This is a genomic window from Enterococcus sp. AZ163 (assembly GCF_050498925.1).
Classification (GTDB): Bacteria; Bacillota; Bacilli; order Lactobacillales; family Enterococcaceae; genus Enterococcus_A; species Enterococcus_A ferrettii.
In genome coordinates, this window is sequence record NZ_JBIPAO010000003.1 from 13,012 (window position 1) to 27,272 (window position 14,261).

The 14,261-nt window shown below is 40.7% G+C and carries 9 protein-coding genes; all 9 read right to left on the reverse strand.

Going from position 1 to position 14,261, the window contains the following annotated elements:
- Positions 1–27: 27 nt before the first annotated feature.
- Positions 28–2,064, reverse strand: a complete 2,037-nt coding sequence (locus tag IGI46_RS21735; protein ID WP_429974235.1) for an ABC transporter permease — start codon at positions 2,062–2,064, stop codon at positions 28–30.
- Positions 2,057–2,821 carry an ABC transporter ATP-binding protein gene (locus IGI46_RS21740; RefSeq protein ID WP_429974236.1) on the reverse strand — a complete coding sequence of 255 codons (765 nt, stop codon included), beginning with the start codon at positions 2,819–2,821 and terminating at the stop codon, positions 2,057–2,059. The genes IGI46_RS21735 and IGI46_RS21740 overlap by 8 nt, the downstream gene beginning before the upstream one ends.
- Positions 2,822–2,909: 88 nt before the next feature.
- Complete coding sequence (locus tag IGI46_RS21745; protein WP_207701954.1) at positions 2,910–3,923, reverse strand: sensor histidine kinase; 1,014 nt, start codon at positions 3,921–3,923, stop codon at positions 2,910–2,912.
- Positions 3,920–4,591, reverse strand: a complete 672-nt coding sequence (locus IGI46_RS21750; protein ID WP_429966087.1) for a response regulator transcription factor — start codon at positions 4,589–4,591, stop codon at positions 3,920–3,922. Before IGI46_RS21750 ends, IGI46_RS21745 begins: the two co-directional genes overlap by 4 nt.
- A 140-nt stretch (positions 4,592–4,731) precedes the next feature.
- Positions 4,732–10,137 (reverse strand): SpaA isopeptide-forming pilin-related protein, encoded by a 5,406-nt coding sequence (locus IGI46_RS21755; protein WP_429974237.1) that lies wholly within the window; start codon positions 10,135–10,137, stop codon positions 4,732–4,734.
- 342 nt (positions 10,138–10,479) lie between these two features.
- Positions 10,480–11,442, reverse strand: coding sequence for a siderophore ABC transporter substrate-binding protein (locus IGI46_RS21760; RefSeq protein WP_429974238.1), 963 nt, complete (start codon positions 11,440–11,442; stop codon positions 10,480–10,482).
- A 16-nt stretch (positions 11,443–11,458) separates the two neighbouring features.
- A complete protein-coding gene (locus tag IGI46_RS21765) occupies positions 11,459–12,217 on the reverse strand; it encodes an ABC transporter ATP-binding protein (protein WP_429974239.1) in 759 nt (252 codons plus the stop codon).
- A complete protein-coding gene (locus tag IGI46_RS21770) occupies positions 12,214–13,182 on the reverse strand; it encodes an iron chelate uptake ABC transporter family permease subunit (RefSeq protein ID WP_429974240.1) in 969 nt (322 codons plus the stop codon). Before IGI46_RS21770 ends, IGI46_RS21765 begins: the two co-directional genes overlap by 4 nt.
- A complete protein-coding gene (locus IGI46_RS21775) occupies positions 13,179–14,126 on the reverse strand; it encodes an ABC transporter permease (protein ID WP_429974241.1) in 948 nt (315 codons plus the stop codon). Before IGI46_RS21775 ends, IGI46_RS21770 begins: the two co-directional genes overlap by 4 nt.
- Positions 14,127–14,261: the final 135 nt, after the last annotated feature.

Below are 14,261 nucleotides of genomic sequence, written 5' to 3' on the forward strand. Positions count from 1 at the left end.
ACCTAATCGAGAACGATACAAAGACGATTATCTGTGCTTTTCAATATTTCTCGTAAACCCGATATAAGTTACTAGGAAGTAGGCCAAGTAAATGATTAAGAAAACCAGCAATGCCAAGCCATAAAATCTAACGGGCGTTCCCTGAACACCTGTGTAATAAACGAAACGTTCACCAGCAAACATGCCAATAAATATACTCAGAATTATCGAAATCAGCAGTGGACACAAGTAATAAATACTTAGCTGCTTTAACACCACTTTTTCCGTTTCTTTTTTGTTTAATCCCAACTGGCGTAAAATGTCGTAACGTTTTTTGTGCTTGGTAGAATCACTTAATTGCTGAACTGCCAAGATGGTCAAGGCCGCACATAGGAAGACGATCCCTAAATACGCCAACATGAAACAGATTGATACAATCACAAAACTGGCTTCCTTTTTGATATTGTCTCTAACGATTGTTGTCCCGGACATCGTTAAAATCTGATCACTGCCATTGCCATAACCCATAGCATAAAGATCCCCATATTGATCCGTTTCAATGAAATTCTTATCTAAGGCTTCCAAATTCTTCTGCAAATTCGCTGGTGCCTCATCAGTAAGATTGGCAATCATTACCCCGTAATAAGGTGTCATTTGGTCAGCTACTTGATCTGGTACCACCAGGATGTAGTCTGCACCATTCATTCCGTTCTGAGCAAAAGGTTCCATATTGGTATCCTGCAGTGATAATGTTTTGTGATTAGCAGTAATAGTAACCGCCTTTTTTACCGACTGCCATTGTTTTTCTAATCGGCGTTTGCCATGTAAAATATAATTTCCCGATTTCAGGCGAACTTGGCTGTAACCAGCTTGCTTTCTTAGGTGATTGTAGTCACTAAGTCGCATAAAAGTATCTTCGCCAAAATAAGTGCCATCAGTCCAGCGACCGTCGATTTTTTTCCCCTTTTGCGTTCCATCAACATGCTGATACAGATAGTCGTTCATCGTTGCCGTCCCATCACGGTAAATCTGGTATTGATAAAGTTCTTTAATGGAAGCTTTTTTTTCAATAGTAGCCCTCTCTTTAGTAAATGCATAATTAGGATTGGAGTTAGCTATAGAAATGTCAAAGGGCTGCTCCAAGGTTACTTGGTTCTGTTGATAATCTGCAAACATCATTACTACCATCCACGTTAGTAATGCCCCGGTGAATAAAATCGTCAAAGTTCCCATGGTAACACGCATTGTTTTAATTTTTGATGACAGCTGCCGCAGGACAAACAGAGTATCTTGTTTATAAATCAACGGCGATTTCTTCTGAATGAAGCGAATAAAGAAAGCCGATAAGCCAAAATACAATAAATAAATGGCGAGAACTAAGCCCAGCGAATAGAACACGCTGCTCTTTAAAGGCATATTCGAAGTTAAGATCAGGACATTGAAGACACAAATGTATATCAGTGAAAGAAAGACCAAAATGCCTTTACGCGTATTTTTCTCGTGAACAATTTTCTCATTTTGCTGATCCGCATGCAGCAGCTGACGGATGCTCATCTTTTTGATTTTTCGTCGGACGTTTTTCATTGCTAGTAAATAAGCCAATGCTTGAATGCCAAAGGTCAGCAAAAGACACCAAGGATTAAAATCTGGAGAAATCTTGTACTCCGCATCCAAAATAGAATAAAAAATGTTTACAAACAACAGCTGAAACAAATACCCAGGGATAATTCCTAAAATAATCGACAGAAAACCTAGCAGATAGTTTTCTCTCCGAAAAAGTTTGATTATTTCCTTTTTAGTCATTCCCAGCAACAAATAGGTGCCGAATTCCTTACTGCGTTTTTCCAGCATGAAGTTAACAATATAGCGAACCAGCCACATGACAATTCCAATAATGAAAAAGGAAGCCATACCAATCATGACGCCAAAAACTATCATATCAGCATACAAAGCTCGCATATCTTTGGAGAAAATCATACCGTGAAAGGCAAACATCAGACTGGAAATAATCGTCATGGTACCCACGTAAATCATATAATCCTTGGCAGAACGCTTAGTATTGCGCCAAATGAGGGTATTAAACATTGCCCCCACCTCCGCCAAACACTGACAGCACATCTAAAATATCATTCAAAAACTCCCGGCGGCTTTTGGTGCCACGGATTAATTCATGAAAAATCTGACCATCCTTTAAGAATAAAATTCGTTTGCAATAACTGGCGGAAAAAGCATCGTGAGTCACCATCAAAATTGTTGAATGAAGATTTTCATTCATAGTTACGAAGGTCTCCAGTAAGGTTTGGGCCGATTTCGAATCCAAGGCACCCGTTGGTTCATCTGCCATAATAACTAGCGGTTGGTTGGCAATTGCCCGGGCACAGGCACAGCGCTGTTTTTGGCCACCGGAAACTTCATAGGGAAATTTATCCCCAATCGTGTCAATACCCAGCTGCTGCAACAAACGCTTCACCTTTTTTTGAATATCTTTGGCCGGGCGACTTTGCAGGCTCATCGCCAGCATAATATTTTCTTCAATTGTTAAGGTATCCAGCAGATTAAAATCCTGAAAAACAAAGCCTAGATTTTCCTTACGAAAGGTCGCTACCTGTTCCTCATTTAAGGTGCTAATGTCGCTGTCGCGAAAATAAATATGGCCTGCTGTCACGGTATCGATAGTGGAAAGGACATTCAATAGCGTACTTTTCCCGGAACCGGAAGCCCCCATTATGCCAGTAAATTCTCCTTCATTCACGGCGAAGCTCACGTTGTCCAGTGCTTTTGTGACATTGTTTTTAGACCCATAATATTTTTCGATTTTTTCAACTTTTATCAGTGTGTTCATTTTTCGCTCTCCAATCTATATCCTGTGTTGTTAAGTTCAGTTTATAGATTTTCTTAGTTAGTTAATATAGAACTAGCTGTAGTGAAGATTACAGTTTTGAAAGATAAGTATTTTTAGGGAAGCTTAAGGTAACAATAGTATACGCTCCTTCTTTAGAGTCGATTTCTAAGCCCAGCTCCAGTTTTTTACAGAGTTTTTGGCACAAATACAAACCGATACCAGTGGTTTTTTCCCGCTTACGGCCGTTTGTTCCAGTGAATCCCTTGTCAAATACTCTTCTTAGCTCTGTCTCAGGGATTCCGATGCCATTATCCTTTAAAGAAAGTCGAGTTGCGTGATCCGTTTCTTCTATTATAAAGGCGATTGCACCTGATCCATCTTTTTTGTATTTCAGTGCATTAGTAACCAGCTGGCCTAAGATAAAGGCTACCCATTTCTCATCGGTTTGAACGAAGACCGAATTTACTAAAGGGTCTACAGTCATTTGATGTTGAATCAGCAAGTATTTGCTTTTCCCCAAAACTTGCAGTACCACTTGACGTAGATCCGTTTCCTTAATAGCATAATCCTTATAGACCTCTTCAGAACGAGCATAGAAAAGGGCCTGCTCAACCATTTCGTCCATTTCAGTTAAATAAATTTCTAGTTTGCGGCGCAATTCATTGGTTTGATTGTGAGCCGTTAAACGCATCCCGGTAATCGGCAGCTTTACCTCATGAATCCATCCTTCAATAAATTCTCGATAATCCTGCTGTTCTTCCTCTATTGCCTGAATTTTTTCAATTACAGCCTTATTAGATTGACGCAAAATCTGCTGATACAATTGATCCTCCAAGCGCCAGCTTTGACCCATGAACTCTTGAATCAAATACGGTTTTTCCAAATTATCCAAAGTGTTAATAATATCTTGAAAATACCTTCTCCGCTGATGATAACTGATAACTAGCCAAACAATTAAAATTGTCAGCCAAAAGCAGGTGATTAAGCCACAAGTCAGCCCGCTGTTGCCGATTGCCAGCAAATACAGCAGCAATAGAAACAGACTGATCCCATTTAACAGCAAAATAAGCAGCTTATCTCTCAAAAAGTTTGCAATTGTCATTCTCTGCTCCTTAATTTGTACCCGGCACCTCGTTTAGTTTCAATAAAGTTAATCACATCAATCTCGGACAGGCGTCCACGAATACGATTGACAGTGACGCTTAAGGCGTTGTCATCGATGAACACTTCGTTATCCCATAAATATTCAATTAAATCTAAGCGCGGGACTACTTCCTCCTTATGTAAAAACAAATAATGCAGCAGCTTGCATTCATTCTTAGAGAGCTCTACAGTTCTAGTCCCTGCTTGTAGTTTGTAGGATCGGATGTCCAGCCGTACCCCGTTATGCTCCAAAACTGACTCCTCAGGCAATTTTGTCCGACCCGTCCGCTTCAAAACAGCCGAAATCCGCGCCAGTAAAACCGATGGATGATAAGGCTTGGCAATAAAGTCATCGCCGCCCATTAAAATACTATTGGTTTCAGTCATCGCATTGCTGTCACTGGTCAAGAAAATAATCGGCACCTCCATAGTACGACGGATTTCTCCACACAAAGCCTGACCATCCTGTTCCGGCAAATGAATATCTAACAAAATTAGATCTGGTGCTAACTGCTGAACCTGCAGAGCAACAGCTTCAAATTTTTCAATAGCAACCACTTCGTACAGTGAATTCCGCAGCAAAGCAGCCAGTTCTTCTCGGATTTTAGGTTCGTCCTCAATAATCATGATTTTCAATCGGTATCCCTCATTTCTCGGCAGCCATTATCTTTTATTCTATGATAGCATTGGCTTTTGTAAATGAACATCCTTTTCCAGAATCAGCCAAAAAGAACCATCCAGCAAAAAGTGCTGGATGGTTCTAAGGTTTAATGACGTTTTCTTCTTACGTAAACTACTCCAACTACAATTATCAATAGAGCTCCGATAATTAATAGAATTGGTGCATTTTGACTCCCTGTTTTAGGAAGATAGGTGCGGTTCAGGCGCTGAGTACTTTGGGTACTTTGCGTACTGCCGCCAGATGTTGTTGGAAGCTTTGTTTCTGTTTCTTCCTTCGTATTTTTCTTCGTTAATGTCAGTGATTCTTTTTCATCTTTGACTTCGAAGGTTACTGGCGTATTGTCTAATACGTAACCTGCTGGAGCTTGTGTTTCTACCAGCTGATATTTACCCGGTGCTAAGTCCTCCAGCACGAAGGTTCCGGCTTCATTAGTAGTCAGATTCTTTTGCAAAGTTTTTCCTTTGTCATCCTGCAGCTCAAAATCGGCTTTGGCCAGGCGTTCAGAGGTTTGACTATCTATCTTGTTCAGAACAACCGTGTTAGGCAGAAGCTTATTGGTTTTCTTGACTTGGACTTCATCTTTTCCTTTAATCGTAAAGGTTACTGGCGCAGCATCTAGTTTATAACCATCCGGTGCTTTAGTTTCTATGAACTGATAATCTCCTTCTGGTAATTCCTTGACTGCTAAGCGTCCGTTGTCATCTGTTGTCATTTTATCAACCATGGTTTTTCCCTTAGTTGACTTCAAGGTAAATTCTGCTCCCGGTAAAGCTGCTCCCGTCACATCGTCTACTTTTTCTAAAAGAACACTGCCTTCTATTCGCTTATTCGTTTTCACCAGCTCAATTGCTTTCGCTTCAGTAGTCACTGTAAATTTGACTGGTGTCTGGTCGGCTTCATATCCGGTTGGTGCCTGGGTTTCTACTAGCTGGTAGTCCCCTGCTGTAAGATTTTCAAGCGATAATTTGCCTGATTCATCGGTTGCTAAATCTGATTTAAGCTGTTTCCCTTGTCCGTCTTGCAATTCGAAAACGGCTCCGGACAATGCTTCGCCAGTTTTGGCATCCGTTTTGATTAATATAGCTGATCCTAGTTTAGCTGGTTCTGCCTTGTTAATCATCTGAACTTCAGCAGCTTTTGCTTGAGCTTTAGTGATAGTAAACTCAACCGGCGTTGCATCGAGTTCATATCCTGTTGGTGCTTGGGTTTCCACTAGTTGATAATCTCCCGGCGCCAAATCCTTAATTGTTAATTTGCCGTTCCCATCGGTAGCCAGATTCGATTGCATCTCGGTTCCGTCACTGGAGTTCAACTGGAAGATTGCACCTTTCAGCATTTGATCCTGTTGTTCATTTGTCTTGGTTAAAACAACGGAACCTGTAGACAGAGTATTGGTTTTCTTCAAATTAACTACTTGGCCCTGCCGTTCAGTAATAGTAAATTTAACCGGTGTTACGTCTAGCTGATACCCTTCTGGTGCCTGGGTTTCTACTAGCTGGTAATCTCCTGCTGTAAGATTTTCGAGCGATAATTTGCCTGATTCATCGGTTACTAAATCTGATTTAAGCTGTTTCCCTTGTCCGTCTTGCAATTCGAAAACGGCTCCGGATAATGCTTCGCCAGTTTTGGCATCCGTTTTGGTTAATATAGCTGATCCTAGTTTAGCTGGTTCTGCCTTGTTAATCATCTGAACTTCAGCAGCCTTTGCTTGAGCTTTAGTGATAGTAAACTCAACTGGCGTTTCATCTAGTACATATCCGGTTGGTGCTTGGGTTTCCACTAGTTGATAGTCTCCCGGTGCCAAATCCTTAATTGTTAATTTGCCGTTCCCATCGGTAGCCAGATTCGATTGCATCTCGGTCCCGTCACTAGAGTTCAACTGGAAGATTGCACCTTTCAGCATTTGATCCTGTTGTTCATTCGTCTTGGTTAAAACAACGGAACCCGTAGACAGAGTATTGGTTTTCTTCAAATTAACTACTTGGCCCTGCCGTTCAGAAATAGTAAATTTAACCGGTGTTACGTCTAGCTGATACCCTTCTGGTGCCTGGGTTTCTACTAGCTGGTAATCCCCTTTTGTTAAACCAGTGATTACAATGCTTCCATCGATATCCGTCGTATATTCGTTGTCGTCTGCTGCTGTTCCATCTGCTTTTTGCAGCTGGAAGACGGCATTTTTAAGTGGTTCACTTGTTAATTTATCGGTTTTAACTAACTCAACACTATTAGGAATAGTTTTAGCATTAGTCACCTTAATAGCATTCATATTCTCCGTTAAATTAATCAATTTGCCAGTTGCATACTCGGCATTGATTTCATAACCGTTTGGTGCCTTGCTTTCCTTCAGAAGGTACTCTCCTAATGGTAACCCAGTGAAAGTAACTTTCCCATCCACATTGGTGTCGGCCTTCAAGCCGGTTTCATCGCCGTCAGCTGTCAGGATTTCAAAGGTAGCTCCTTCTAATACTTTGGATTCATCCTCTTTATCTACTTTTATAACGGATAAATCGGCTGTTTTCACCACACCAGAACCGCTGCCGCTAGTAAAGTTTAGATTTACATTGGCACTGGACTGACGATAGTAAATATTCAATCCGCCATAGCTTGCAGAATCCACCTGAGATTGGTTTTTCACCAAGCCTGGGAATTCGCTAATCGTATTGTAGGTAACTTTGATATTATTTTCAGCTTTGTAATCAGAGAACGTCAGCTTGAAGGAGTTATCTCCAAAGGTTAGACGGTAATGATCAGTACTAATTTTTTCACCAGTTGACGCGTCTGTAACAACAAAGGAAGTCGGATCATAGGCTGCATTGGTCGTTCCTTGTGTTAAGGTATCGGAAATCACCGGATCTTCCACTGACATATTGGAAGAAATATTTCTCGTTTGCAGTGTCCAGTTAGCGACATTCTCCTTAGTTGGATCCTTAGCCGCTGATTTCTGCAGAGCATAATCATAATTGCTAGCATAGACAGTATACTGATAATCCACCGGTGTTTGCGAATCATACGTCACTTCGGCCTTATTATCTAAACGTTGATAAACATACCAGTCTCGTTTCACACGGGTTTTGTATTTTACATACACCCGTTTTTCTCCAAGCTTGGCAAATTCCAAATTGACTTGATTATTCTCAGTATCAATTTTGGTTGGGTAAGCATCATCGCCTTCTGGTACTAAGTTGTAATCATAACGCAAATAGTTTTGAATGTTGGTCAGCATTGATTCACTGGTCACTTCTTCAAAGCGTAGAGAGCCTGGTACCAGCTCAGTGCCAGCTGGCAAAGTATCTGCCATTTTGGTCATGTTGAACTTGGTTCCTTTCGAGTTCAACAAAACCAGCCAGTCTTGATACAAATACTGATCATCCATTGTAGAAGCTCGGCCTAGTTTAGCACCGCCAGTGTAATAAGGATCGGTAAAGACGCCTTTAGCTTCATACTCGATCACGCCTGGTGTATCTCCATAATTTAATGTTGCTTTATTTTTAATATCTGTACGCTGATCTGAGGTTTCCAGTTTCGTCTTAATTGTAATGACTAAGGTATCATCCAGTTGCTGATAATCTCCCAAGAAATCAATTCGAACGCCGCCGTTGAAGCTGTCTGGTGCCCCATTCACATTCGGTTGTACACCGGCTGGAGAACCATTCTCATCAAACCCTGTCAGCTTGTAATCCACGTTTTCGGTTAAAGGAACAAATTCCGTATCAGAAACTTTTTTCTTCACCGTTAAATCAGTATAGGACTTAACTGCCCCAATAAAGTAATCGTGAACTACCGGATTCTTCATGCGATATTTTTCGGCATTGATCGTAATTGTCCATTCCATTGTACGATTGAAAACATCAATTGTTCCAGATTCTTTGGATAATAAATTAGGAATTAGACTAACCTGTGCTTCTTTGTTAACTGTTCCATTAGAGATTTTGTTCTTGATCACTCGTTCTGTCGGATCGGTGATCTTCGTAGAATATCTGACAATATATGCCTGAGTAGTATTCGCTTTCGGTTGCAGGGTTAACGACCCATCTGTCTTAGAAACGACCGATAGCTCATTAGTACCGTCCCCTTGAGTGTTGACCTCGTAATCATTGCCGCCATTATATGTGAAGCCTACCTTTTCAACAGATAAGGAGCCTGGTACAAATTCGACCCCTTGGTCAGCTAAGTTAGTTGTTAACTGAGAGGCAGTGGTCAATGGCTGCTCGTTGAAGTTGTACTTAATTTCCCAATCAATGTTGCCGGTATCCTTGTTGATAGTTCCCTTTGCCTCCAGTGGCTGCAAGGTTACAAAGCTCTTGCTTGCTGAAGAAGAACTGATATTGGTGGTATCTTGATAGGTATACCCATACGCATATAAATAGTTATACTCGGCGCCAGCAATGGATTCGTCCACGTAATTCTTACCATCTACACCAGTAACAATTGATTCAACAAAAACTGCCTTCTTATTCATTGGTTTCGTCAGTTGAATTTCCGCGGCAACCTGATTGGTACCCGCATTTTTTAACGATACCTTGTAGTCGCTGTCAACTGTCAGCAAAGTTTTTTCTCCAACCAAGGCACCGTTGAAATCCACGTCGCTGGTATATACCTTAATGGAATCAAAAGAAAGTTTACTAGTATAATTGTACGCTTCCACTCGAAACATTCGATTATCTTTATTGGTTCGATCTAAATTAAAAGCAGAATTGATTTGAACAGATTTAGGATTCAAATCGTCCATGGCTACTGCTGTAGTATTTTTCCCAGTATCTACACTAGAGGTCATTTCTAAATTGAAAATAGTTTGTGTAGGTGTTGTGTCAAATACGACTTTTTGTGTCTCTTCATCAATGCCGTTAACTTTCTCAAGAGAAGTCGTCAAGGTTAATTCATATTCTTCCGCTGCGACATTATCCTCTAAAAAGGTAATAGTTAATTCTTTTGTAGCAGCATTGATTTTCCAGTTTGCTGATGTCATAGGACTGAAATCACCGGATAAATCCTTGGCGATGGCAATCTGTTGAGGTAATTGGGTCGTGAAGGTATCCCCAGCCTGATAATTCTTATTAGCAAACGAGAACTTCAGGTTTAGTTTAATCCCTGACATGTTAGGCAATGTATCTGATGGTTGAACCTCATCGCCATTAATTTTATAAAGCTTCGCAGACGTAAAGATATTATCCGTAATGGCTGTACGTAATGTTTTAGTTGCAGCAGCAGGTGCTTTCTCTTTAGCTGCAGATATCGACGGTTCTGTCGTATCTGTGCTGCTTTCTTTGGTTAAACTGCTACTTTCCTTATTCACACTGCTGCTCGCTGCTATACTCCCCTGACTGCTGACAGTCGTAGAAGCAGTTGTTGTCTCTGTCGATTTCGTTACTTCAGAAACCTGCGAGTCCTTTGTTCCAGATTCGTCTGTTCCCTGTGCATAAGTGAACGTTGGAACAATGACTTGTAAAATTAACAAAACTGTTAAACTTATAGCTATAAATTTTCTTTTCACTTCCCCACACCTTTCTAACTCTCTGTATATTATATTTAACAATAAAATAACTTTTTTGTTCGCTGATTAACATGTTTTATTATCATTTACTAATTCAGCGATTCTTTTTCTATGTATAAGAAATAAATAAAAAACCACAATTCTCAACCGATAAAAGTTATATGCAAGTATCATACTTTGATTTCCCCTTTTTTTATGAGTTTCTCCTCTAAAAATAAGTTATTTATACATGCTAAAAAAGCCGTTCAATTAATCACTTTAAACAGCTCTAGCCTTATTTTCGATTGAAAGCTATTCAAAAAGGCCAAAACAGTTGTTTTGGCCTCCCTAAGTATAATTTTCCTATTCGAACGCTTTGTTTACATCCTCAAGCATCAGTTTTACTGATTCTAGTCCCCCTCCGCTTAAGTACCAAACATCTGGCTGAAGTGTGATCACTTTGTTTTCTTTGCCAGCAGTTGTTTGGGCAACTAATTCGTTCCCAGCCACATCATTGTCAGTGCTATCTCCACCAATCGCTTTAGTGCGATCTACAACAAATAAAATATCTGGATTTTTATCTAAGACATATTCATAGGAAACGCTTTGGCCGTGAGTAGATGCTTCAATTGCATCATCAGCTTCGGCAAAACCAAAGGTGTCATAAATAATACCAAAGCGAGAATCTTTACCATAAGCGGAAAGCTGGCCTTCATTCACCAAAACAGTTAAGGCTTTATCTTTACTTTCTTCAGCTTTAGTTTTGGTTTCCTTGATACTTGTTTCTAAAGCAGCCAATTGTTCTTTGGCTTCAGATTCTTTGTCAAAGATTTTTCCTAAGGTTTCCACGTTGTGCTTAATAGAGTTCCAAGTGTCAGAAGTGTCTACCTCCAAATACATGGTTGGAGCAATTTCTTTTAGTTGATCTTGGAAATCGCTTTGACGACCGGAAATGATGATCAAATCTGGCTGCATTTGATTGATTTTTTCCAAATCTGGTTCCTTGATACCTCCAGCTGAATCAATCCCTTTGTAATCTGACAAGTAAGCCGGCAGGTTATCTGTTGCTGCACCTACGATACTGTCACCAGCGCCCAATGCATCGATCGTATCCAATGAACCATTATCAAATACCACAACTTTTTTAGGATTTTTAGGTACAGTTATTTTCCCGTTGCTGTCGGTAACCTCTAAGGTTTCCGCTTTAGCTGCGCTGCTTTGCGCCGTTCCGCTGCTTGAATCCGCGGTTCCATCATTGGACGACCCGCATCCTGCTAAACCAAATCCTAACAATAAAATTGACAAACTAACCATATATTTTTTCACATTTATTTCCTCCAATTTAATTAAAATACATACAAAAGCGCTTGCCCTCAAGCTCGCAAATTTTGACGTTCATTTCATATAAAGGATCCAACACACTGCACTGGATCATTTCATCGGTGGTACCATGAGCAAAAATCTGTCCTGCCTTCATAGCTACAATTTCATCCGCATAACTGGCAGCAAAATTAATGTCATGAATCACCAAAAGAATCGTTTTTTTCTCCTCATCGACTAGACGCCGTAAAGTTTGCATCAGCTGAACCGCATAATTCATGTCTAGATTGTTCAACGGCTCATCCAATAAAATGTACTCCGTATCCTGAGCCAAAATCATAGCAATATAAGCTCGCTGCAGCTGACCGCCAGATAAGGTATCAATTGTATCATCAGCCATTTCAGTTAAGCCCAGCTTGTCCAGCGCATGATCAATCAATTGATAATCTGCTTGGTTCAGGCGACCTTTGCTGTAAGGAAATCGACCGAAGCTCACTAGTTCACGAACAGTAATTCGTAGACTTAAGCCATTGCTTTGCTTAAGAATCGACAGCTTTTTTGATAGTTCATTGGATCGCCAGGCTTTTACCTCATTGTGATCCAAATATATTTCACCAGTATCAATCTCAATCAAACGACTAATCATTGACAGAAGCGTACTCTTACCAGCACCATTGGGACCAATAAAAGCGGTCAGCTGTTTCTCTTTAATCGGCAAACGAACTTCGGTAATAACCTGCTTGCTGCCGTAATTTTTCGATACATCTTTGACATCGATCATCCTTGACGCCTCCTTTCACGAATAATTTTCCAAATAAAATAGACGCCGCCGATAAATTGCGTTACGACACTGACCGTTGTTTTCAAATGGAAAACCTGCTCTACTAGAAACTGACTGCCGACTAGAAAAATGATTCCTAGCAGTACCGCCGTTGGAAAAAGGTAGCTATGGCGATAGGTTGGCATCAGCTGATAGGCAATGTTAGCAACAATAAACCCCAAAAAGGTTATTGGTCCTACTAATGCTGTAGCGGTTCCTGTCAACAGACTAACCAAAAATAAAATTAGAATCTGGAAGCGATTTAACGAGAGCCCTAGATTGGTAGCCTGATCTGCTCCTAAATGCAGAACATCCAAGTAGCGATTTACCCCATATAATAGAAGCGAACCCGTCAAAATAATCACTGCTGCCAGAATCAAATGGTTGGTGTTGACGTTGCTGAAGCTGGCAAACAGCCGACCTTGCAGCAGGTCATACTCATTCGGATCCATCATCACTTGAAGGAAGCTGCTGGTGCTGCTGAATAATGTGCCAAAGATCATCCCTAGCATCAGCAAAATAAACAGATCATTTTGCCGCCGCTGCAAAAGCACCTTGGCCAGCAGTAAACTTAACAATGCCATCAGTAAAATACTGATTAAAAATAAGGGCGTTTGTTCCTGTGACAGCATTTTTACACCGCCAACCGTAAAAAACAAAATGGTTTGGATTAAAACGTATAAAGAATCCAAGCCTAAAATATTCGGAGTTAAAAATTGATTCTGGGTCAGCGTCTGAAAGCTGACCGTTGCCATACCTGTTGCCAGCGCTACTAGTAAAAAGGCCGCAACCTTTTTGCCCCTCAGCATCCAGGCAAATTGAAAATTCCCATAGGTGTTATAAGTTAAGTAAAGCCCGCACAACCCAATGGCCACCAAGATTAATACCGCAATCGTTGTTCCTTTTTTTAAGGGAAAAGCTCTCATGCCTGCCGCCTCCTAACCAGTAGATAAATGAAGATAATACTGCCTAGAACGCCTACTGTCAGGCTGACTGGAACTTCGTAAGGCGCAATGACCACTCGCGAAATCATATCACAAACTATTAAAAACAAACTGCCCGACAAAGCAGTAATCCACAAGGTTTGCTTTACGTGATCGCCATAAATCAACGAGACAACGTTGGGTACGATGACTCCTAAAAACGGTACTGTTCCTACCATTATCAAAACCAAACCACTAGCTGCCGCTACTAAGGCAATGCCAAAGGTTTGAGTTAGCTGATAGTTGATTCCCAAATTGACAGCTACATCTTCACCCAAGCCTACAATTGTGAAAAGATAGGCAAAAATATAGATCACAAAGAATAGTGGAATAGTCAGATACAACAATTCATAGCTTCCCTTGGTTACTAAAGAAAAGTTGCCCTGCAACCAGGAGGACATGTTTTGAATCAGCTCAAACTGGTAGGCAAAGAAAGTTGCTACCGAGCCGATGATGTTGCCAAACATTACACCTAACAGTGGAAGGAACACCGGATCTTTTCCCGGCAGTAGCCGACTCAATGCCAGAAAAACCATTGTTCCTAAAAAAGCAAAGACAAAAGCTGCTAAGGTTCGCATCGGGGTTGAAGCATTTGGTAAGAAGAGCATCACCAATAAAATCCCCAGACGTGCACTGTCCATTGTCCCGGCCGTAGTCGGCGAAACAAACTTATTTTGGGTTAAATGCTGCATAATTAAACCACAAATGCTCATGGTTGCTCCTGCTAGAATCAAGCTAACGGTTCGCGGAATCCGCGTAGTTGCCAAAACCAGCCATTGCTCCTGATTCCCCTGAAGTAATTCCTGCAGCATTAAATCCTTTACACCTAAGAAAATCGAGAAACCACTCAAGAGGAATAAAAGAGCAACAATCCATCTTTTTTTCAACGAATCACTCCTTATCTAACTGATAATGATTCTCATTCTCCCTCTCATTTCTAAAGTTTAGGTGAATTTGTCTGAAAATGCAAGATTTTTTTTGCTATTAGGTGAGAATTGTTGTAGGTAACTTTTTGAAATACT

Coding starts and splice junctions, on each gene's coding strand:
- IGI46_RS21750 (WP_429966087.1), bottom strand. CDS start 4,591: ATGATTATTGAGGACGAACCTAAAATCCGAGAAGAACTGGCTGCTTTG.
- IGI46_RS21735 (WP_429974235.1), bottom strand. CDS start 2,064: ATGTTTAATACCCTCATTTGGCGCAATACTAAGCGTTCTGCCAAGGAT.
- IGI46_RS21745 (WP_207701954.1), bottom strand. CDS start 3,923: ATGACAATTGCAAACTTTTTGAGAGATAAGCTGCTTATTTTGCTGTTA.
- IGI46_RS21765 (WP_429974239.1), bottom strand. CDS start 12,217: ATGATCGATGTCAAAGATGTATCGAAAAATTACGGCAGCAAGCAGGTT.
- IGI46_RS21770 (WP_429974240.1), bottom strand. CDS start 13,182: ATGAGAGCTTTTCCCTTAAAAAAAGGAACAACGATTGCGGTATTAATC.
- IGI46_RS21740 (WP_429974236.1), bottom strand. CDS start 2,821: ATGAACACACTGATAAAAGTTGAAAAAATCGAAAAATATTATGGGTCT.